This is a genomic window from uncultured Dysosmobacter sp., from assembly GCF_947631635.1.
Taxonomy (GTDB): domain Bacteria; phylum Bacillota; class Clostridia; order Oscillospirales; family Oscillospiraceae; genus Oscillibacter.
In genome coordinates this window covers 1-20471 of sequence record NZ_CANRMB010000045.1, presented here as the reverse complement: position 1 = coordinate 20471, position 20471 = coordinate 1, and the positions used below count along the sequence as shown (strand labels likewise).

The 20471-nt window shown below is 57.5% G+C and carries 21 protein-coding genes; 8 read left to right on the top strand and 13 right to left on the bottom strand.

Annotated elements, in window-relative coordinates; all coding sequences use genetic code 11:
- Nucleotides 1–58: 58 nt before the first annotated feature.
- From Q0Z71_RS16415 to ftsE, 4 genes are read right to left on the bottom strand one after another with little or no spacing between them, the layout of a single operon-like run.
- On the bottom strand, nucleotides 59–820 hold the full coding sequence (locus tag Q0Z71_RS16415; RefSeq protein WP_298025069.1) for a hypothetical protein: 762 nt from the start codon (nucleotides 818–820) through the stop codon (nucleotides 59–61).
- Nucleotides 821–871: 51 nt separating this feature from the next.
- Complete coding sequence (locus Q0Z71_RS16410; RefSeq protein ID WP_298025067.1) at nucleotides 872–2083, bottom strand: murein hydrolase activator EnvC; 1212 nt, start codon at nucleotides 2081–2083, stop codon at nucleotides 872–874.
- 9 nt (nucleotides 2084–2092) lie between these two features.
- Nucleotides 2093–2980: a permease-like cell division protein FtsX gene (gene ftsX / locus Q0Z71_RS16405; RefSeq protein WP_298025065.1), complete on the bottom strand. Its 888-nt coding sequence runs from the start codon at nucleotides 2978–2980 to the stop codon at nucleotides 2093–2095.
- Nucleotides 2973–3665, bottom strand: coding sequence for a cell division ATP-binding protein FtsE (ftsE, locus tag Q0Z71_RS16400; protein ID WP_298025063.1), 693 nt, complete (start codon nucleotides 3663–3665; stop codon nucleotides 2973–2975). Before ftsE ends, ftsX begins: the two co-directional genes overlap by 8 nt.
- A 282-nt stretch (nucleotides 3666–3947) precedes the next feature.
- On the opposite strand from ftsE, the gene Q0Z71_RS16395 reads away from it, so the two are divergent.
- The 7 genes from Q0Z71_RS16395 to Q0Z71_RS16365 all read left to right on the top strand — a co-directional run bounded on the left by Q0Z71_RS16395 (nucleotide 3948) and on the right by Q0Z71_RS16365 (nucleotide 8522).
- Nucleotides 3948–4466 (top strand): RNA polymerase sigma factor, encoded by a 519-nt coding sequence (locus tag Q0Z71_RS16395; RefSeq protein ID WP_298025061.1) that lies wholly within the window; start codon nucleotides 3948–3950, stop codon nucleotides 4464–4466.
- Entirely contained in the window at nucleotides 4463–5134 is a 672-nt protein-coding gene (locus tag Q0Z71_RS16390) for a DUF4367 domain-containing protein (protein WP_298025059.1), read from the top strand. The genes Q0Z71_RS16395 and Q0Z71_RS16390 overlap by 4 nt, the downstream gene beginning before the upstream one ends.
- An 80-nt stretch (nucleotides 5135–5214) precedes the next feature.
- Nucleotides 5215–5574 (top strand): hypothetical protein, encoded by a 360-nt coding sequence (locus Q0Z71_RS16385; protein WP_298025057.1) that lies wholly within the window; start codon nucleotides 5215–5217, stop codon nucleotides 5572–5574.
- A 113-nt stretch (nucleotides 5575–5687) separates the two neighbouring features.
- Nucleotides 5688–6767, top strand: a complete 1080-nt coding sequence (locus Q0Z71_RS16380) for a hypothetical protein (RefSeq protein ID WP_298025055.1) — start codon at nucleotides 5688–5690, stop codon at nucleotides 6765–6767.
- A gap of 71 nt (nucleotides 6768–6838) precedes the next feature.
- Entirely contained in the window at nucleotides 6839–7300 is a 462-nt protein-coding gene (locus Q0Z71_RS16375; protein WP_298025052.1) for a hypothetical protein, read from the top strand.
- A gap of 264 nt (nucleotides 7301–7564) precedes the next feature.
- Nucleotides 7565–7924, top strand: a complete 360-nt coding sequence (locus tag Q0Z71_RS16370) for a hypothetical protein (RefSeq protein WP_298025050.1) — start codon at nucleotides 7565–7567, stop codon at nucleotides 7922–7924.
- Nucleotides 7925–7979: 55 nt separating this feature from the next.
- Entirely contained in the window at nucleotides 7980–8522 is a 543-nt protein-coding gene (locus Q0Z71_RS16365) for a hypothetical protein (protein ID WP_298025048.1), read from the top strand.
- 87 nt (nucleotides 8523–8609) lie between these two features.
- Here Q0Z71_RS16365 and Q0Z71_RS16360 read toward each other — a convergent pair whose 3' ends face one another.
- A complete protein-coding gene (locus tag Q0Z71_RS16360) occupies nucleotides 8610–9701 on the bottom strand; it encodes a CdaR family transcriptional regulator (RefSeq protein ID WP_298025046.1) in 1092 nt (363 codons plus the stop codon).
- A gap of 157 nt (nucleotides 9702–9858) precedes the next feature.
- The gene (locus Q0Z71_RS16355; RefSeq protein WP_298025044.1) at nucleotides 9859–10578 is read right to left on the bottom strand and encodes a pseudouridine synthase; all 720 of its coding nucleotides are present in this window, start codon (nucleotides 10576–10578) and stop codon (nucleotides 9859–9861) included.
- Nucleotides 10579–10663: 85 nt separating this feature from the next.
- Here Q0Z71_RS16355 and Q0Z71_RS16350 point away from each other — a divergent pair, with 85 nt between their 5' ends.
- A complete protein-coding gene (locus tag Q0Z71_RS16350; RefSeq protein ID WP_298025042.1) occupies nucleotides 10664–11143 on the top strand; it encodes a DUF4830 domain-containing protein in 480 nt (159 codons plus the stop codon).
- Between the two features lie 48 nt (nucleotides 11144–11191).
- Here the strand turns inward: Q0Z71_RS16350 and tuf are convergent, their stop codons facing one another.
- The 7 genes from tuf to Q0Z71_RS16315 all read right to left on the bottom strand — a co-directional run.
- On the bottom strand, nucleotides 11192–12394 hold the full coding sequence (tuf, locus tag Q0Z71_RS16345) for an elongation factor Tu (protein ID WP_298025041.1): 1203 nt from the start codon (nucleotides 12392–12394) through the stop codon (nucleotides 11192–11194).
- A 113-nt stretch (nucleotides 12395–12507) separates the two neighbouring features.
- Nucleotides 12508–14610, bottom strand: a complete 2103-nt coding sequence (fusA, locus tag Q0Z71_RS16340; RefSeq protein ID WP_298025040.1) for an elongation factor G — start codon at nucleotides 14608–14610, stop codon at nucleotides 12508–12510.
- Between the two features lie 15 nt (nucleotides 14611–14625).
- The gene (gene rpsG / locus Q0Z71_RS16335) at nucleotides 14626–15096 is read right to left on the bottom strand and encodes a 30S ribosomal protein S7 (RefSeq protein WP_298025039.1); all 471 of its coding nucleotides are present in this window, start codon (nucleotides 15094–15096) and stop codon (nucleotides 14626–14628) included.
- A gap of 138 nt (nucleotides 15097–15234) precedes the next feature.
- On the bottom strand, nucleotides 15235–15651 hold the full coding sequence (rpsL, locus tag Q0Z71_RS16330; protein WP_298025038.1) for a 30S ribosomal protein S12: 417 nt from the start codon (nucleotides 15649–15651) through the stop codon (nucleotides 15235–15237).
- Nucleotides 15652–15788: 137 nt separating this feature from the next.
- Entirely contained in the window at nucleotides 15789–16034 is a 246-nt protein-coding gene (locus tag Q0Z71_RS16325) for a ribosomal L7Ae/L30e/S12e/Gadd45 family protein (RefSeq protein WP_298025037.1), read from the bottom strand.
- 287 nt (nucleotides 16035–16321) lie between these two features.
- Nucleotides 16322–20104, bottom strand: a complete 3783-nt coding sequence (gene rpoC, locus Q0Z71_RS16320; protein ID WP_298025036.1) for a DNA-directed RNA polymerase subunit beta' — start codon at nucleotides 20102–20104, stop codon at nucleotides 16322–16324.
- Between the two features lie 61 nt (nucleotides 20105–20165).
- Nucleotides 20166–20471 (bottom strand): hypothetical protein (locus tag Q0Z71_RS16315; RefSeq protein ID WP_298025035.1); only part of this gene is annotated, 306 nt, incomplete at its 5' end.

Genomic DNA, 20471 nt, shown 5'->3' with positions numbered 1-20471 from the left:
ATTTCTTCCATGCCTCTTTTGTCTGTTTCCTCATATCCCTTATTATATCATCAAATCTTTATTTTGGACACTCCCAGCTTTCCGCGGCCAGGGAAATCTGCCCGGCCTTCAGGACTCCCGCCTCCTGGAGCACAGCCAGAAGCTGTCCCCGGTCCGCCCCCTCCGGCAGCTTTTCCTCCAGGGCCGGGGGCAGGATCAGCGGCGGCAGCGGCGCCGACTCGTCATACAGCGGCAGCACCACCGGATTCCGGCAGGACAGGTCCGTCCGCTGGTCGAACAACACCAGCGCCTCCGCCCCCTCCAGCTGGTCCTTCGCGGGTCCCAACAGCAGTGACACACCGTACTCCCGCCGCAGCTGGCGGCAGAGGTCCTCGCCGCCATAGGGCAGGTCCAGCAGCACATACCGGTGCCGCAGCGTGAGCTCCGTCACCGTGCGCACCAGTTCCCCGGTGAGCTGTGCGCCGCACACCGCCACTTTGGCGCCCGCCGCGGGCAGCCCCTGCTTTGCAAGGCCGAACCGCACCCAGTCCGCCGCCAGCCGCCGCCGGAGCGCCTGGGTGGACACCGGCCGCAGGCCGCTTTTCTCCAACTGTTCCCAATAGGAGAAATTTTCCGGCAGAACGACCCGCACTACGCCCTGTTTCCGCAGCCGCTTCCCCGCCGCCAACACCCGGCGGCGCAGGACCGCGTCCGGCGTTTTCGGCCCCCGCAGAAGCTCCACGCTGAGGAACCGCATATGCAGGACGCTGCGGGCTTCCAGCGTCACATGCTTTTGTTTTTTTCCCGGCTGCGGGCTTTTCCATACCAAGATACCGACCATAAAATCATCCTCCCGCTCCATGGTATGGCGTGGGAGGATGATTTATGTCGCTTAACCGGCCTTGGTATAGCCCGTCAGATATTTCAAAGGATCGATGCGGGTCCCGTTCTCCGTGATCTCAAAGTGGAGATGGGGACCGGTGGAGTGGCCGGTGGAGCCTGTGATGCCCAGCACCGCGCCCTGGTTCACATAGGTGCCGGCCTCCACCTTCCGGCTGCTCATATGGGCGTACAGGGTGGTGTTTCCGCTGCCGTGAGAGACCACCACGTAGTTGCCGTAGGAACGGGAATACTGGGACACGATGACCGTGCCCGCTTTGGCGGCGTGGACCTCCGTGGTATAGCCCACCCGGCCGATGTCCACGCCCTTGTGGTTGGTGGAGCCGATGCCGCCGGGGGATGCCCGCCCGCCGAAGGTGGACGTGATGTAACGGCTGCTGACCGGCCAGATATAGCCGCCCAGCGCCGCGTTGGAGGGCTTGCCCTGAGCCGCCTGCTGCGCCGCCAGCTCCCGGGACAGGCGCTGGATCTCCGCCTGCACGGCCGCCTCATCCGCGGAGAGATCGTCCATGTCCTCCTGGTATTCCGACTGGCTGGCCCGCAGCTGCGCCACCAGAGCGTTGGCGGCCTCCCGCTGCTGGTTCAGCTGGCTGCGCTTGGTCACCAGGTCCCGCTTTGCGGCTTCGGACTCCGTCTTTTGCGTCTCCAGCTGGGACTTCTTGTCCGCGATCTCTACTTGCAGGGCTTGGAGGTCCTCAATGACCTTCTGGTCCGCATCCATGATCTCATGGATGATATCCAGCCTGCCCAGCAGATCGGTAAAGCTCTCCGCCTTGAACAGGACGGACCAGTAGGAGACCGTCCCCCGCTTTTCCATGGCCCGGACCCGCTTGCAGAACAGCTTGTACTGAGCCTCCTCCCGTTTCTGGGCGTCTAAAAGCTCCGCCTCCGTCTGGGTGATCAGCTCCGCGTAGGTGCTGATCTGGCTCTCCACATTGGCGATCTCCTTGGTGAGCACGCTGATCTGGCTGTCCAGCAGTTCCTTTTTCTTCATATTGTTGGCAATATCGTCGGACAGCGCATTGATTTTGTCTTTCAGCTCTTTCTTCTGCTGGCTCAGTGTTTGGGCGTCGCCCTTCAGCGCGTCGATATCCGCCTGGGTCACCGCCAGCGCCGGGGACAGGTCCGCCGCCAGCACGCAGACCGACAGCAGCAATGCCGCCAGCATCCGGCAGACGCGCCCCGCTTGTCTCTTCTTTTTCATAGCGCGCCCTCACACCTGCAGGAACTTCCGGATGGCCGACAAGCTGCCGCCCACGCCGATCAGGATGCCGGCGGCGGCGAAGATCCCCGCCACGGCGGGCCACAGCTGCTGGAAGGGCAGGATGCGGATCAGCTGCATGGTGTCGTTATTGTCCACACCCTGGGCCACCGCCGCGTAAAGGCCCCATTGCAGGAAGAAGGCGATCACCGCGCTCAGAAGCCCCAGCATGAAGCCCTCATACACAAAGGGCCAGCGGATAAAGCCGTTGGTGGCGCCCACCATGCGCATGATGGCGATCTCGTCCCGCCGGTCGAAGGTGGTGAGCTTGATGGTGTTGGAGATGATGAACACCGACACCACGAACAGAATGGCGATCAGGGCCACGCAGACCACGGTGGCCACGTTGCGGATGGTGATGAAGCCCCCCGCGATCTCCTCATGGGCGTTGATCTCGGAAATGCCGGTCACCTGTTCCACGGCCCGGCAGGTCTCGGACATCTTCTCCAGATCCACGATCTTGATGGCATAGCGGTCCTCGAAGATCTCCGGGTCCAGGTCCTGGAACATGGCCTCCTCCGGAAACTCAGCGGAAAAATCCGCCGTGGCCTGCTCCTTGCTGATGTAGGTGGCGGAGGCCACATTGGGGATGGCCTCCAGGTCCGACTGGAGGGCCTTGGCCGCCGTATCGGAATAGGTGTCGTCCACATAGGCCAGGATCTCATTCTCCTGCTCCAGGTCCACCAGCAGCTCGTTGGCGTTCACCGCCACCAGGGTAAAGGTGCCCATGATGAGCAGGCACGCCACGGTGATGCCGATGGCGGCAAAGGACATAAAGCCGTGGCTGAACATGTTGGACAGGCCCTCATGGAAAAAATATCCAAAATTGTGTTTACCCATGGATGCGCCCTCCCACATAGCCGCCCACGCTGTCGTTGATGACATGGCCGGAATCGATGGTGATGACCCGCTTTCCAAAGCGGTCCACCAGGTCCTTCTCATGGGTCACCACCACCACGGTGGTCCCCAGCTCGTTGATCTTCACCAGCAGGTTCATCAGCTCCAGAGAGCGGTCCGGGTCCAGATTGCCCGTGGGCTCGTCGGCGATGATGGTGTTGGGATTGTTCACCAGCGCCCGGGCGATGGCCACCCGCTGCTGCTCGCCGCCGGAGAGCTCCGTGGGATAGCGGTCGGCCTTTTCCGCAAGGTCCACCAGCTCCAGCACATAGGGGATGCGCTTTTGGATCTCCTTGGGTCTTGCGCCCACGGCCCGCATGACAAAGGCCAGGTTATCATATACGGTCTTTTTTTCGATCAGGCGGAAATCCTGAAAAATGACGCCCAGCGTCCTGCGCATGAGGGGGATCTGTTTTCCCGAAATATTGCTGACAGAAAAACCGTTGATCATGATGCGGCCCGCGCAGGGCTCCACCTCGCCGGTCAGCAGTTTGATGATCGTGGACTTGCCGGACCCGGATGGCCCCACCAGAAAGACGAATTCGCCGTCCTCGATGGTGAGGGTGACTCCCTGAATGGCCCTGGTCCCGTTGTCGTACTCCATCTCTACGTCTTTCAAACGGATCATGCAGGCACCTCGCTCCTCCTTTATGGAAATATCGGCCCGCCGCGGATACCCCTGTATCCCGGTCTGGTCGACATAATTCTTGAACCTCTCACATTATAAACGGTTTTTCCTGCCAATGCAATAACAGTTTACAATTGTTTACAAGAATCCCCCGGCTTTTACAAACTATTACAATAGTTTCACCGTTACACTATCACAGTAGTTTCGTTTTGTCAAGAACCGTCCAAAAAAGCGGAGACAAACGCCGGCCGCCATGGTATGATACGAAAAAGGGGTGGTTGGATGCTGGTCTATCTCCAGATGATCGACAGCGAACCGGAAAGATCCAAATTTGAGCAGATCTACCAGGCATACGGCGGGCTGATGCTCTATGTGGCCAGGCGTATCCTGGGCAGCCAGCAGGACGCGGAGGACGCGGTGCACCAGGCGTTTGTCTCCATCGCCAAAAATATGGACAAAATTTCTGACCCAATGTGCACCAAAACGCGAAGCTGGGTCGTTACCATAGCAGAGCACAAAGCCATCGATATTTACCGGGCCAGGCAGCGCAGAGCCGCAGTCCCCTTGGACGAGGAGACCGTCGGGCTTTCCTTCGACATACCCGCAGGGGGATTGGCGGCGGCGATCTCCCGCCTCCCCGCCCGATACCGGACATTCATTTTGCTGAAATACGACAATGGATATACCAATGAGGAGCTTGCCCATATGCTGGGGCTTTCCTATGAGGGCGTCCACAGCCTGGACGCCCGGGCGAAGAAACAGCTGAAAAAGCTGCTGAAAGAGGAGGGGATCGACGTATGACCATCACGGATGAGATGCTGCGCCAGGCGGCGCCTTTGGTCCGGGACGCCATGCTGGCCTCCCTTCCCGAGCCAGGCGACTGCGAGGCCGCTTTCTCCCCGGCCTTTCGGCGGAGGATGCGCCCTCTGCTGCGGCGGGCGCGGCATCCGGTGTTTTATAGGGCCATGCGTCAGGCCGCGGCCTGCTTCCTGGCGGCGCTGGTGCTGGGCGGCGGCTGGCTGGCCGTGGACGGCAAGGCCCAGGCCAGCTTTCTCCAGTGGGTGCGGCAGGTCTATGAGACACAGATCGTCTACCGCTTTGCGGGCGAGGCGGCGGAGAACGGCGTGTACCGCCCGGGCTGGGTGCCGGAGGGATATGAGGAACTGGACGCTTCGGACAGCACAGTTGTTTACTACAGCGAAATGAACGGCACTTTGACCTTTACCTTTGTGCCCATGCAGGAGGGTACTTCCCTGTATGTAATCGACACCAATAAAGCCGTCCTTAAGCACGTGGAAATCAACGGACTTCCCGGTGAATTATATCTTTCCACCGATCCAGCGCTCCGCAATGCGTTGGTCTGGCTGGACGAGGACAACGGCATGTCGCTCTCGATCTCCGGCTTTCTCAGCGAGGCAGACATATTGCACATGGCGAAAAGCGTTTATTTGGAAGAACCTACAAAATAAAAATTTTCAATAAAGAAGTGCACCAAATTCACCTCCTTTTGACGTTCCCCTTTATAGAACGACGAAAGGAGGTGAATTTTATGAAAAGACGTATTTGCGCATGGACGGCCCTGTTGATGCTGGTCCTCTCCATGTCCGCCAGCGCCGTCGCGTGGGCAGACACACCGACCCCGCGTCTGTCCTTTACCGGAACCACGGCAAACTGCAAAATCGACATTACCGCTCCTTCCAAAACAGACGCAGTCAGCGTCACGGTCAAGCTGTGGGACGGAAGCACCTGTCTCAAAACCTGGACGCAGTCCAGCACCCATTACCTGTTCTTCTCCGAAACCCATTCCAAGGGCATTGAAACGGGTGAAACCTACAAAATGACTGTGAACTACACTATCGCGGGCAAGTCCTATCCACAGCTCTCGGTTTCCGCAGTCTGCCGCGGGTAATCATGTGCAATTTTAGAAAAAAAGCGTTTTGAATCCTTGATTTTGCTGCTTGAAAATCTCAATACATGTCCAATCTTGATATAATAAAACCGTATCAAATAAGGAGGCGCTATATGAAACATTACAAAAGAAGTTTAGCCATGTTCCTTGCAGTGTTAATGCTTTCCACCCTTTGCCCTACAACACTAGCCGCCGCAGAAGATGTGAGCCAGCCCGCTTTTGCTTCGAATGTTTTTTGCCCCGTCGATACCATTGCCGACATTGCCACGGAAAATTGTAAGACAATTGAAACCGACCAGGCCCTTGATACTGCTATTACCATCGCAGAAGAAACCATGAGCAAAGACGATTTTTTTGAATACTTCTCAAGCCTGCCTGGGACCTCCACACAAAATGAATACGATGTCTTTTTGGAAGAACAATCAAACGCTATCGCCAGAATTCATGATGGTACTGCTCAGCCAGGTGATGAAGAGTTAGCTTCGTTTGACTACCGAAAATATTATTATGATTTGAAAGAACTGAACGAAGACGAATTGGAATATATGGGATATGACCAAAAACGAATTGATATAATTAAAAACTTCCAGGGCTCAGAAGATGAAATTCGTCGTGCTTCTGCAGATGTCTCAGGCACTGTATTAATTATCCACAGTCAGATAAGCGCTAATATCGTCACCACAAGAGTAAGGTACCGTTTTTATATTGATGGCGTGTTTGCAAAAAAAATGACAGATAGCGTATGTTTAGGTAATGCAAACGACTTTGTTTATAATGATGACAAAACAACAGCGTCTTGCTCGCTTGTATATTTAGCAGGCAATGGCACTCAAGAAATATCAAAAGATGTTACCCCTCGTATTGCTCCCGGAACTAGTTATGGTACTGTCATTGTTCCATTTGATTACACAATTTATAAGCCATATGGTCCATCTGATGCATATCCACATTATATCAAATCCGGAAGCGTCTATGTAACTTTTGAGAATAATAACGGCAGTCGTCAAGCAGTTTTTTGCGGACAATATAAGCACTTAACAAAAAGCTACTCTGCGTCTGATATCATTGCAGCTGGCATTAATCTCATATTCGGAAATTACAGTGCTACACTTATAAACATTGTAGACTTTATCCTAAAAATCCAAACAAATGCTGAATCTTATGGTCCTCATGAAGCACTAATGACCGTATGATATAAATAATAAATAGAATAATATCTGAATGATGAAAATATGATACTAATTTTAAGGAGGTCTAAAACAATGTGAAAAATTGGAAAACTATTTTGGAAGGTATCTTGCGGTATATCGCTCGATTGATTATCTGGGTTGTATTCATAGGATTCGCTGCAGACCAAGGTTATCTTTTCATCCAGCCCATCATTGGTTCCGGAAAATATCCTTATTATCCCGCCAGCGATAGTTTGATCGTTCTGCTATCCATAGAAACTTCCGCCTTGATCCTATTGCTGGCTCTTACCATGATACGGATATATCAACGAACGCCTGCCAAGCATGATTTCTGGTTTACCGTGGGTAAGGGGTGTCTGGCCGTATTTATAACACATATCATATTATGGTCTTTCATGCATTCTTATTTTGGAACGTTTGAACACGACTATGGTTTTTTTGACTTCCTATCTGGAATAAGAACCATCCTCCTCTATAAATTTGACAGTATAAGTTTTACATTATATTGTCTCTGGAAACTCAAAGCAAAAAATTGATCCCCCATTATCACAAAATATAACATTGTCCACTTATCCGACTGTAAAAAGGCCGCCCGAGGGCGGCCTTTTTCTAAAGATACTAGATTCTATGCGATTCAGGAATCTATTCCCCGAGAAGTCAGATACTTCTTGACCATCAGCGCCACCTTGAATGTAATCGCGTCGTCGAACTCCGACCTCTATCCGCTGCTTGCATTGTACCTTAGCCGCCCCTCTGAGGCAATCCAAAATACAAGTTCATTATACGAGGAGGTGAATTTTATGAAAAGACGTATTTGCGCATGGACGGCCCTGTTGATGCTGGTTCTCTCCATGTCCGCCGGCGCCGTCGCGTGGGCAGACACACCGACTCCGCGTCTGTCCTTTACCGGGACCACGGCAAACTGCAAAATCGACATTACCGCTCCTTCCAAAACAGACGCAGTCAGCGTCACTGTCAAGCTGTGGGACGGAAGCACCTGTCTCAAAACCTGGACGCAGTCCGGCACCCATTACCTGTTCTTCTCCGAAACCCATTCCAAGGGTATTGAAGCGGGTATAACGTACAAAATGACCGTCACATACTCCATCGCAGGCAAGAGCTACGGTCCCCTGGAAACCTCTGCATCCTGCCGCGGCTAACATGGTCCAATCATGGAAGGTATGGGGATTCCTATGGACTGATAGGTTCCGCCTAATGGACGGCGATAAGAGTAGAAATTTTCAAAAGACACTTGCTAAAATGAGAAAAGAGAGTTATTATGAAAAGGAAAATTATCAGTCTGATGCTGGTTCTCACCATGTGCTTGGAGGTCATTTTTTGAAAAAGGCTACTAATCTGTCACCCTTTTTATCAAATAACCCCAAATTATGGCTATTTTTTATTCAAATTATTGGGGCAGCAGAGGTACTTCTTTCACTTGCCTCATACATGAATCAAGGGCAATCATGGACCGGTGAACAGACGATACTCATGTCAGTATGGTTTTTCTATCTCGCCTTAATCTGGTTGCTTGTACAGCGGTTCTTGGATGTTGTGGAAACATCTGCTCAGGCACCAAGTTTGAAGAAGCATCTACACATTTATCTGCTCTATATGCCCCACGTGCCATTTAGCATTTATTTAATATTCTGTATGAGCACATTGGATGCTGGCAAAATGGCTTTAGTCGAAGCCTTGTTCCTCTTTGCAAAAATTACCATATTCTGTTATGTGGTCAGAATGGCATTCGACAAGTAAAACACATACTACAGAATCCCTTTCAAAATAATTAAACGCCCCCGGCTGGAAAATCCAGCCGGGGGCGTATCGTCTCTATGTACCGGTTCAGGAATCGATCCCCCGGCTGGTCAGATACTTCTTGACCATCAGCGCCACCTTGAACGTAATCGCGTCATCGAACTCCCGCAGGTCCAGGCCCGTCAGCTTCTTGATCTTCTCCAGGCGGTACACCAGGGTGTTCCGGTGGACGAACAGCTTCCGGGCGGTCTCGGACACGTTCAGGTTGTTCTCAAAGAATTTGTGGATGGTGAAGAGGGTCTCCTTATCCAGCGCGTCGATGGGGTTCTTCTTAAAGACCTCCTGGAGGAACATCTCGCACAGGGTGGTGGGCAGCTGATAGATCAAGCGCCCAATGCCCAGGTTCTCATAGTTGATGACATACTTCTCCGTGTCAAAGACCTTGCCCACCTCAATGGCGATCTGGGCCTCCTTATAGCTCCGGGCCAGGTCCCGCAGGTGGGTGGCCACGGTGCCGATGCCCACCACCACGGTGCTCTCATTGCCGGAGCGGAGGGTCTCCTCAATGGAGGAGGCGATCTTGTTCAGCTCCTTGATGCCGGAGCCTTCGGGCATCTGGCGGATCAGGACCACGTCGCCCTCGCCGATGCTGAGCACGAAATCGTTCTGCCGGTCGGGGAACAGGGACCGGACCACATCCGTGGGCACAGACTCGCCCTTCTTCAGGGAGCGGACCACGAACACACCCCGGGGCACATCGGCGGTGACCCGCAGCTCCTTGGCCCGCATATAGATGTCGCCCAGCATGATGTTGTCGGAGATGATGTCCTTGATGAAGGAGCCGCGGTCGTGCTTCTCCTCGTAATAGGACTTTGCGGCATTCAGCGCCACTGTCGCCATGGCGCAGACAGTCCGGCTGATCTCGTTGTCGCCAAAGGCAAACGCCGCATAGTCAAACTGCGTGTTCCATCCGTTCAGGGCCTTGAAGGTCTTTCCGTCGGAGGACACCATGGTTCCAGCCGCGCCGTTGATGGCGGGAACATACTCTGCCCACCGCTGGCCGATCATAGAAAGCTCGCTGCAGGCGATCACGATCCCCTCGCCGTCGATCACGCCGACTGTGCGGTCAGTATTCTCCTTAAGCTGCAGCACCACATTTTGAAAAATTCTCCCAGACATGGCCGTCCTCCTCACCTAAAATCACACGTAAACTTTGTGCAATTTGCTAACGTCTATATTATATCGGCAAATTTGACAAAATGCAAGAAGTTTTTTCTTTTTTCAACAAAAAAGTCATTGGCTTTTTGGTGAAGATTTGATGTTTTCCTTGGAAATGTTAGAAATTTCTTAACATTTCCAACTCATCCACCGTTAAAAAACGAAAGTCTCCCCGTGGAAGCACTGGGTCCAACAGCAAATTGCCCATCTGCACCCGTTCCAGATACAGCACCGGTTTCCCCCGCTGGGCCAGCATCCGCTTCACCTGATGGAATTTCCCCTCCCGCAGGGTGACGCGGGCCTCGCTCTCCTCCCCCGCCGTCAGGATCTCCAGCCCCGCCGGCTGGCAGACCAGTCCGTCGTCCAGAGTCATCCCGGCGGCAAATGCCCGGCAGTCCGCCTCCGTCAGCCGGCCGGCCACTCTTGCGTAATACACTTTATCCACATGGCGTCTGGGGGACAGCAGGTCATGGGCCAGGCCGCCCTCGTTGGTCAACAGCAGCAGCCCCTCCGTGTCCTTATCCAGCCGTCCCACCGGAAACAGCCCCTGCCTTTGCAGGTCCTGCGGCAGCAGGTCCAGGACGGTCCTGCCCCGGCCGTCCTCCGTGGCGGAAAGGTATCCCGCCGGTTTGTTCAGCATGATCCAGGTATACCGCCGGTAGGTCAGCGCCTCGCCGTTCACTGTGATCTCCGCAGCCTCCGGGTCCACTTTCTCCTCCGCGGTCCGGGCCGGTATCCCGTCCACCAGCACGCGGCCCTGGCGCACCAGGTTCTTCACCTCCCGCCGGGACCACTTTCCAGTGGAGGCGATGATCTTATCCAGACGCTGTTTTTCCACGCGGCTGTTCCTCCTCTCTGTTCTCTTCCATATTTTATCATAAACGGTCCGGAAAATGAATAGGAAACAAGCAGGAGGGATCGATATGATGATTTGGACCACCCGGTTTTCCCGGAAAAAAGCTGTATGCGCCGTTGTCCTGCTGGGCATCGTCATGGCCGCGCTGATCGTCCTGGCAGGCCGCATGTCTGAGGAAGCCCCTGCCGCGCCGCAGCTGACCACAAATGAGGAGCGCGTGGCCTATTTGCAGTCTCTCGGTTGGGAGGTCACGCCGGAACCGCTGGAAACGCTGCAATTTCTTCTGCCGGACCAGCTGGTGGAGCCCTATCTGACCTACAACGACCTGCAAAAGGCCCAGGGGTTTGACCTCACTTCCTGCTGCGGCAAGCAGGTCTCCCGGTACACCTATGCCGTCACCAACTACCCTGGCCGGACAGAGGGGGTCCAGCTCAACCTCTACATCTGCGAGGATGCCCCTGTGGCCGGGGATATCCTCTGTCCCGGCGAAAACGGGTTCCAGGAGACACTGACCTACCCCCAGGCGGCAGACGGTCAAAAGACGTGAAAAAAGGACTGCTGCAAATGCAGCAGTCCTTTTGGAAAGACGGGAAAATTATTCGCCGACTTCGGTAACAGCGCCGGAACCAACGGTACGGCCACCCTCACGGATAGCGAAACGCAGGCCCTTCTCAATGGCGATGGGGGTAATCAGCTCAACGCTCATCTCGACGTTATCGCCGGGCATGCACATCTCAGTGCCCTCGGGCAGGGAGATGACGCCGGTGACGTCGGTGGTGCGGAAATAGAACTGAGGACGATAGTTGTTGAAGAAGGGAGTGTGACGACCGCCCTCTTCCTTGGACAGGACGTAGACCTGGCCCTTGAACTTGGTGTGGGGATGAATGGAACCGGGCTTGGCCAGAACCTGGCCGCGCTCGATGCCCTGACGGTCCACGCCGCGCAGCAGGGCGCCGATGTTGTCGCCAGCCTCAGCGTAGTCCAGCAGCTTGTGGAACATCTCGATGCCGGTGACGACGGTCTTCTTCTTCTCCTCGGTCAGACCAACGATCTCGACTTCCTCGGACAACTTCAGCTGGCCGCGCTCCACACGGCCGGTAGCAACGGTACCACGGCCGGAGATGGTGAACACGTCCTCGACGGGCATCAGGAAGGGCAGAGAGTCATCGCGGGGAGGAGTGGGGATATAGGAGTCAACAGCGTCCATCAGCTCCTTGATGCAGGCATACTCGGGAGCGGCGGGATCGGTGGACTCGGAGATCAGAGCGTTCAGAGCGGAGCCCTTGATGACGGGGATGTCATCGCCGGGGAACTCATAGCTGGACAGAGTCTCGCGGACTTCCATCTCGACCAGCTCCAGCAGCTCTTCGTCGTCGACCTGGTCGCACTTGTTCAGGAACACGACCATGGCGGGCACGCCCACCTGACGGGCCAGCAGGATGTGCTCCTTGGTCTGGGCCATGGGGCCGTCGGTAGCGGCGATGACCAGGATAGCGCCGTCCATCTGGGCAGCACCAGTGATCATGTTCTTGATATAGTCGGCGTGGCCCGGGCAGTCAACGTGGGCATAGTGACGAGCCTCGGTCTCATACTCCACGTGAGCGGTGTTGATGGTGATGCCGCGCTCCTTCTCCTCGGGAGCCTTATCGATGCTGTCATAGGCCTCGAACTGAGCCTTGCCCTGCAGGGACAGCCACTTGGTGATGGCGGCGGTCAGAGTGGTCTTGCCATGGTCGACGTGACCGATGGTGCCGATGTTGACATGGGGTTTGGTTCTTTCAAATTTCTGCTTAGCCATTTGAAAATCCTCCTATCAATTTATAAAGTCAACTTGTAGCAATGCAAATCAATCAGCACTGCTTATTTTACAGTATATCGCAGGGAAAATCAATCCCTTTTTCCAATCGCTGGTCAATCGCGCTTGGTGCGGGTCTCCACGATCTTGTCGCGGAGGCTCTTGGGCAACTCACAGTAGCTGTGAGGCTCCATGGTGTACTGGCCGCGGCCCTGGGTGGAAGAACGCAGGTCGGTGGCATAGCCGAACATGTTGGCCAGAGGCACCAGAGCGTCCACCTGCTGCGCGCCGGGACGGGCCTCCTGGCCCAGGATCTGGCCGCGGCGGGCGGTCAGGTCGCCGATCACGGTGCCCAGATAGTCGTCGGGCGCGATGACGCTGACCTTCATGATGGGCTCCAGCAGGACGGGGTCCGCCTTGCGCATAGCCTCCTTGAAGGCCATGGAACCGGCGATCTTAAACGCCATTTCAGAGGAGTCGACCTCATGATAGGAGCCGTCGTACAGGGTGACCTTGACGTCCACAACGGGGAAGCCGGCCACCACACCGGACTGCAGGGCGCCGCGGATACCGGCATCCACCGCGGGGATGAACTCCTTGGGAATGGAGCCGCCCACAACGGCGTTGATAAACTCGTAACCCTTGCCGGACTCGTTGGGCTCCAGCTTGATCTTGACATGGCCGTACTGGCCGGAACCGCCGCTCTGGCGCTTGTACTTGGTATCCTGATCCACCAGCTTGCGGACAGTCTCCTTGTAGGCGACCTGGGGCGCGCCGACATTGGCCTCCACCTTGAACTCGCGCAGCAGGCGGTCCACGATGATCTCCAGGTGCAGCTCGCCCATGCCGGCGATGATGGTCTGACCCGTCTCCTCGTCGGTGTAGGTCTTGAAGGTGGGGTCCTCCTCGGCCAGCTTCATCAGGGCGATGCCCATCTTCTCCTGGCCGGCCTTGGTCTTGGGCTCGATGGCCACCCGGATGACGGGCTCGGGGAACTCCATGGACTCCAGGATGATGGGGTGCTTCTCGTCGCACAGGGTGTCGCCGGTGGTGGTGTTCTTCAGGCCGACAGCGGCTTCGATGTCGCCGGAGTAGACCTCCTCGATATCCTCCCGGTGGTTGGCGTGCATCTGCAGGATGCGGCCCACGCGCTCCTTCTGGTTCTTCACGCTGTTCAGCACGGTGGAACCAGTGGTCAGGTGGCCGGAGTACACGCGGAAGAAGCTCAGACGGCCCACATAGGGGTCGGTCATGATCTTGAAGGCCAGGGCGGCGAAGGGGGCGTTATCGTCAGAGGGACGCTCCTCCTCCTCGTCGGTCTTGGGGTTGACGCCCTTGATGGGGGGGATATCCAGGGGAGAGGGCATATAGTCGACGATGGCATCCAGCATCTTCTGCACGCCCTTGTTCTTGTAAGACGTGCCGCAGGTGACGGGCACCATGTCGTTGGCGATGGTGGCCTTCCGGATGGCGGCACGGATCTTGTCCTGGGGGACTTCCTCGCCGCCCAGATACAGCTCCATGATCTCGTCGTCAAACATGGAGACAGCGTCCATCAGCTTCTCATGATATTCGTTGGCCAGATCCATCATGTCCTCGGGGATCGGCTCCACGCGCATGTCCTTGCCCAGATCGTCATAATAGATGTCGGCGTTCATCTCGATCAGGTCGATGATGCCCTTGAAGGTATCCTCGGCACCGATGGGGAGCTGAATAGGCACGGCATTGCACTTCAGACGGTCCTCGATCATGTGCAGCACATTGTAGAAGTCCGCGCCCATGATGTCCATCTTGTTGACGTAGATCATGCGGGGGACCTTGTAGTTATCGGCCTGGCGCCACACTGTCTCGGACTGGGGCTCCACGCCGCCCTTGGCGCACAGCACGGTCACGGAGCCGTCCAGCACGCGCAGGGAACGCTGGACCTCAACGGTGAAGTCCACGTGGCCCGGGGTGTCGATGATATTGATCCGGGTGGGCTTGTACTGGTTCTTGGAACCAGACCAATAGCAAGTGGTAGCAGCGGAGGTGATGGTGATACCACGCTCCTGCTCCTGGGCCATCCAGTCCATGGTGGCGGTGCCATCATGGGTCTCACCGATCTTATAGTTCACGCCGGTGTAGAACAGGATACGCTCGGTGGTCGTTGTCTTGCCTGCATCGATGTGAGCCATAATGCCGATATTTCTGGTATTTTCAAGAGCTGTTTTTCTCGGCATACTGTTTCTCCTAACTTACCAGCGGAAGTGCGCGAACGCCTTGTTGGCTTCGGCAGCCTTGTGGACTTCCTCGCGCTTCTTGACCGCGGCACCGGTGTTGTTGGCGGCGTCCATGATCTCGCCGGCCAGACGCTCAGCCATGGTGCGCTCGCTGCGGGCGCGGGAATACGCAGTCAGCCAGCGCAGAGCCAGGGTCTGACGGCGGGCGGGACGGACTTCCATGGGGACCTGATAGTTGGCGCCACCCACACGGCGGGCCTTGACTTCCAGGCTGGGCATGATGTTTTCCATCGCCTGGGTAAACACTTCAACGGGGTCCTTCTCGGTCTTTTCCTTGATCTGGTCAAAGGCCGCGTAGACCACCTTCTGCGCGACACCCTTCTTACCGTCCAGCATGACGCTGTTGACCAGCTTGGTCACCAGGACGGAGCCGTATACGGGATCGGGCAGAACTTCTCTCTTGGGAACATTACCTCTTCTGGGCACTATGCTTCCCTCCTTCATAATATTCTATGATCTCATAGGTACTCAAAAGGCGTATTGCAGCCTTCCGTGGATGCCTGCCAAAGAGGTATACAACTATATATAAACCTTTTCGGCAAAGCTTTCAGTGTTTTGCAGAACTTACTTCTGCTTGGGACGCTTGGCACCGTACTTGGAACGGCTCTGCATACGGCCCTGGACGCCCTGGGTATCCAGCGTACCACGGATGATGTGGTAACGGACGCCGGGGAGGTCCTTGACACGGCCGCCGCGGATCATGACGACGGAGTGCTCCTGCAGGGAGTGACCCACGCCGGGGATATAGGCGGTGACCTCGTAGCCATTGGTCAGACGCACACGGGCGATCTTACGCAGAGCGGAGTTGGGCTTCTTGGGAGTCGCGGTTCTGACGGCGGTGCAGACGCCTCTCTTCTGGGGAGAAGGCAGATCGGTGGTCTTGGTCTTCAGCGTGTTCAGACCGAACTGCAGCGCGGGAGAAGTGGACTTGTAGGTAGCCTGTTGTCTTCCTTTACGGACCAGCTGGTTAAAAGTAGGCATTGAATTTCTCCTTTCTTTCATATTTTTGGCAGCCGCTTTCAGCGGACAACCTTTATTTTTTGCGGAAAACCTGGCGGTTATTCCGAAAAAAACGCTTTTTTATTCGCACCTCGGATCGAGACGATCCTCGCGGCCCGTCACTTCGTGAGAACGGCCACCACAGAGGCCCCCACGGTGATGCGGCACACCTGCCCCAGCTGGGACATGGTGCAGTCTGTCTCCACTGGGATCCCGGCGGCGGCACAGCTGTCGGCCACCGGCCCGGTGATCGCCGGGTCGGCATCGCAGGCGAGATACACCCGGCAGGCCCGGCCCTCCCGGATCGCCTTACGGGACTGCTTCACGCCCACAACTTTTTCCTGAGAAGCAAGTTCCGTGATCACGGGAATTCCTCCTGAAATGCATGGCAAAATTCGCAGATAATAGTCCGCGCATTTGGGAATTATACCATGTGCCCAGCCAATCGTCAAGCATTTCTGAAAAATAGATCCTGTTTTTTTCCATCGATATCGTTCTGACGGCGCAGCTGTATTGGAACGGCGGAAAAGCGTGCCGGTCTCGGAGAATATCCGGCTGTCTCTTCTGGCCGCGCTGCCGGAGCATCCCACAAAAGACACGCCGCAAAACGACTGTTTTGCGGCGTGTCCCTCTATCGCAGTTTTTAAGAAACTCAGGGCTCGAAGCCGGAGGCCTCTTCCGCTTCAGCGGACACTGCGTCAGGCACCAGTTCCTTGGCAAAGGTGTGGTATGCCTGCAGGCCCGTGCCGGCGGGGATCAGCTTGCCGATGATCACGTTCTCCTTCAGACCCACCAGATGGTCGGCCTTGCCCTTGATGGCGGCCTCGGTCAGGACCTTGGTGGTCTCCTGGAAGGAGGCGGCGGACAGGAAGGAATCGGTGGCAAGGGATGCCTTGGTGATGCCCATCAGCAACTGCGTGCCCACCGCGTGGCGCAGGGGCTCGCCGTTCTCCTGGGTCTCACCGGCCGCGTTGCGGCGGTCGATCTCCTCGTTGGCGTCTTCCAGCTCCAGAACATCCACCATGGAGCCGTCCAGCAGCTTGGTGTCGCCGGAATCCTCCAGGCGGACCTTGCGCATCATCTGCCGGACGATGACCTCGATGTGCTTATCGTTGATGTCAACGCCCTGCTGGCGGTACACCCGCAGGACCTCCTGGATCAGGTAGTTGTACACGGCGTCGGCGCCGCGGATGCGGAGCACGTCGTGGGGGTTCAGAGCGCCGTAGGTCAGCTGGGTGCCGGCCTCGATGGTGTCGCCGTCCTTCACCTGCAGGCCGGTGTGGGGCACCGCGTAGGTGCGGGTGTCGCCGTCGTCGGCGGTGACGATGATGTTCAGCAGGCTGCCCTTGGCGGCCTCCTCGAACCGGACCTTGCCGCCGATCTCGGACAGGGTGGCCATACGCTTGGGCTTCCGGGCCTCAAACAGCTCCTCGACACGGGGAAGGCCCTGGGTGATGTCGCCGCCGGCCAGGCCGCCGGTGTGGAACGTACGCATGGTCAGCTGGGTGCCGGGTTCGCCGATGGACTGGGCGGCGATGATGCCGACCGCCTCGCCGGGGCCGACAGGCTGCTGGGTGGCCAGGTTCATGCCGTAGCACTTGGCGCACACGCCGCTGTGGGCCTTGCAGGTCAGGACCGTGCGGATCATGACCGTGGGACGCTCATCGCCTGCGGGGTCATACTCGCAGCGGTCACCCTCCCGGACATTCTGCTGGACCCAGTGGCGGCTCTCCAGCAGCTTGGCGTCGCGCTCATCCATCATGCGGGTAGCGGGCACCAGGACCTCGCCGGTCTCGGCGTCCACCACGTCGCTCACCAGGAAGCGGCCGCGGAGACGGTCGGAGAACTTCTCGATCACCTGGCCGTTCTCGCTGATCTCGGAGACCTTGATGCCGTGGGTGACATGGCAGTCCTCCTCCCGGATGATGACATCCTGGGAGACGTCCACCATGCGGCGGGTCAGGTAACCGGAGTCGGCGGTACGCAGGGCGGTATCGGCCAGGCCCTTGCGGGCGCCGCGGCTGGAGATGAAGTACTCCAGAGCGGTCAGGCCCTCGCGGTAGTTTGCCTTGATGGGGATCTCGATGGTCTTGCCGGCGGTGTTGGCGATCAGGCCGCGCATACCGGCCAGCTGACGGATCTGCTTCATAGAGCCGCGGGCGCCGGAGTCCGCCATCATGAAGATGGGATTGTAGCGGTCCAGGTTCTGCTGCAGGGCGGTGGAGACATCCTCGGTGGTCTTCTCCCAGACCTGCACCACCTGCTTGTAACGCTCGTGGTCGGTCATGAAGCCCATCTTGTACTGGTTTTCGATATCCAGCACCGCCTGTTCGGAGGCGGCGACCATCTCGTACTTCTTGGGGGGAATGGTCATGTCCGCGATGGAGACGGTGATGGCGGCCAGGGTGGAGTTGTGGTAGCCGGTGGACTTGATGGCGTCCAGCACCTCGGCGGCCATGGTGAAGCCGTGCTTGTTGATGGTGCGGTCCACGATCTGGCCCAGCTGCTTCTTGCCGCAGGTGAAGGTGATCTCATAGTCACAGATATGGGCGGGATCGGAGCGGTCCACAAAGCCCAGGTCCTGAGGGATGTTCTGGTTGAAGATGATGCGGCCGGGGGTGGCCTCCACCACGCGGGTGTACTCCGTGCCGTCCACCGTCAGGCGGCGGCGCACCAGGATGGGGCAGTGGGGTCCGATGGCGTGCTCGTTGTAGGCCATCAGGGCCTCGTCCTCATTGGCATAGACATGGAGAGGCCTGTAGGTGGCCTTCTTCTGCTCCTTGGACAGCGCCTCGTTGGCGGCCAGGAACTCATCGGCGTCCACCACGGACTGGGCGGGCAGATCGGTGTCGCCGGAATCCTCGCACCAGATGGTCTCCGCGCCCTTCTCCGCCTTGCCCATGCGGTCCATGGTCAGGTAGTAGGAGCCCAGCACCATGTCCTGGGTGGGCACGGTGACGGGGCCGCCGTCCTGGGGACGCAGCAGGTTGTTAGCGGAGAGCATCAGGATACGGGCCTCGGCCTGGGCCTCGGCGGACAGGGGCACGTGAATGGCCATCTGGTCGCCGTCGAAGTCGGCGTTGAAGGCGGTGCAGTTCAGGGGATGCAGCTTCAATGCGCGGCCGTCCACCAGCACCGGCTCGAAGGCCTGGATGCCCAGGCGGTGCAGGGTGGGCGCGCGGTTCAGCATGACGGGGTGGTCCTTGATGATGATGTCCAGCGCGTCCCAGACCTCGGTGACGCCCTTATCCACCATCTTCTTGGCGGACTTGATGTTGTTGGCGGTGCCGTCCTCCACCAGCTTCTTCATGATGAAGGGCCGGAACAGCTCCACGGCCATCTCCTTGGGCACGCCGCACTGGTAGATCTTCAGCTCGGGGCCGACCACGATAACGCTGCGGCCGGAGTAGTCCACACGCTTGCCCAACAGGTTCTGGCGGAAACGGCCCTGCTTGCCCTTCAGCAGGTCGGACAGGGACTTCAGCGCCCGGTTGTTGGCGCCGGTGACGGCGCGGCCCCGGCGGCCGTTGTCGATCAGGGCGTCCACGGCCTCCTGCAGCATCCGCTTCTCGTTGCGGACGATGATGTCGGGGGCGTTCAGCTGGATGAGGCGCTTGAGGCGGTTGTTGCGGTTGATGACCCGGCGGTACAGGTCGTTCAGGTCGGACGTCGCGAACCGGCCGCCGTCCAGCTGCACCATGGGGCGCAGGTCGGGCGGGATGACGGGCAGCACGTCGATGACCATCCACTCGGGCTTGTTGCCGGAGAGGCGGAAGGCGTCCACCACCTCCAAGCGCTTGACGATGCGGGCCTTCTTCTGGCCGGAGGCATCCTTCAGCTCGGCGTGGAGCTGGGCGGACAGGGCCTCCAGGTCCACGTCCTGCAGCAGTTTCTTGACGGTCTCGGCACCCATGCCGGCCTGGAAGTCGTCCTCGTACTTCTCCTTATAGTCCCGGTACTCCTTCTCGGAGAGGATCTGGTTCTTGGTCAGCGGCGTCTCACCGGCGTCGGTGACGATATAGTTGGCAAAGTACAGCACCTTTTCCAGGATGCGGGGGCTGATGTCCAGCAGCAGGCCCATCCGGGAGGGGATGCCCTTGAAATACCAGATGTGGGAAACAGGGGTGGCCAGCTCGATGTGGCCCATGCGCTCACGGCGGACCTTGGCCCGGGTGACCTCCACGCCGCAGCGGTCGCAGATCTTGCCTTTATAGCGGATCTTCTTGTACTTGCCGCAGTGGCACTCCCAGTCCTTGGTGGGGCCAAAGATGCGCTCGCAGTACAGGCCGTCCTTCTCGGGCTTCAGGGTGCGGTAGTTGATCGTCTCGGGCTTGGTGACTTCGCCGTAGGACCAGGCACGGATCTGCTCCGGGGAAGCCATGCCGATTTTGATCGCGTCAAAGGCAATGTTATTGCCGGTATTGTTATCCATCATATTGCGATTTCCTCCTTCAATGATCCAGAATGTTCAGTGTGACGAATGGCTGCTTTCTGGATCATTCGTCGTCGAAGTCGGCGTCAATGTCCGCGCCGGCGTCATCCGGAGCGTCCTCGATATCGAAGCCGGACTCCTGGAATTCCACCTCGTCGGCAAAGGCGCGGTTCCGCTCATCCTCGGCATCCATCCGAGCCAGGTTGAAGGTGTCCAGAGCGTCCTCGTCCTCCTTCAGCTCGATGGTGTTGCCGTCGGCGTCCAGGATCTGGATGTCCAGGCACAGGGACTGCAGCTCCTTCACCAGGACCTTGAAGGACTCGGGCACGCCGGGCTGGGGCACGTTGTGGCCCTTGACGATGGCCTCGTA

Bases quoted from the DNA above. Each gene is read 5' to 3' on its own strand.
- Q0Z71_RS16360 (WP_298025046.1), bottom strand. From the start codon at position 9,701: ATGTCTGGGAGAATTTTTCAAAATGTGGTGCTGCAGCTTAAGGAGAAT.
- Q0Z71_RS16385 (WP_298025057.1), top strand. From the start codon at position 5,215: ATGAAAAGACGTATTTGCGCATGGACGGCCCTGTTGATGCTGGTCCTC.
- Q0Z71_RS16380 (WP_298025055.1), top strand. From the start codon at position 5,688: ATGAAACATTACAAAAGAAGTTTAGCCATGTTCCTTGCAGTGTTAATG.
- Q0Z71_RS16395 (WP_298025061.1), top strand. From the start codon at position 3,948: ATGCTGGTCTATCTCCAGATGATCGACAGCGAACCGGAAAGATCCAAA.
- fusA (WP_298025040.1), bottom strand. From the start codon at position 14,610: ATGCCGAGAAAAACAGCTCTTGAAAATACCAGAAATATCGGCATTATG.
- Q0Z71_RS16370 (WP_298025050.1), top strand. From the start codon at position 7,565: ATGAAAAGACGTATTTGCGCATGGACGGCCCTGTTGATGCTGGTTCTC.
- rpoC (WP_298025036.1), bottom strand. From the start codon at position 20,104: ATGATGGATAACAATACCGGCAATAACATTGCCTTTGACGCGATCAAA.
- ftsE (WP_298025063.1), bottom strand. From the start codon at position 3,665: ATGATCCGTTTGAAAGACGTAGAGATGGAGTACGACAACGGGACCAGG.
- tuf (WP_298025041.1), bottom strand. From the start codon at position 12,394: ATGGCTAAGCAGAAATTTGAAAGAACCAAACCCCATGTCAACATCGGC.
- Q0Z71_RS16415 (WP_298025069.1), bottom strand. From the start codon at position 820: ATGGTCGGTATCTTGGTATGGAAAAGCCCGCAGCCGGGAAAAAAACAA.
- rpsL (WP_298025038.1), bottom strand. From the start codon at position 15,651: ATGCCTACTTTTAACCAGCTGGTCCGTAAAGGAAGACAACAGGCTACC.
- Q0Z71_RS16365 (WP_298025048.1), top strand. From the start codon at position 7,980: ATGGACGGCGATAAGAGTAGAAATTTTCAAAAGACACTTGCTAAAATG.
- Q0Z71_RS16410 (WP_298025067.1), bottom strand. From the start codon at position 2,083: ATGAAAAAGAAGAGACAAGCGGGGCGCGTCTGCCGGATGCTGGCGGCA.
- Q0Z71_RS16350 (WP_298025042.1), top strand. From the start codon at position 10,664: ATGATGATTTGGACCACCCGGTTTTCCCGGAAAAAAGCTGTATGCGCC.
- ftsX (WP_298025065.1), bottom strand. From the start codon at position 2,980: ATGGGTAAACACAATTTTGGATATTTTTTCCATGAGGGCCTGTCCAAC.
- Q0Z71_RS16390 (WP_298025059.1), top strand. From the start codon at position 4,463: ATGACCATCACGGATGAGATGCTGCGCCAGGCGGCGCCTTTGGTCCGG.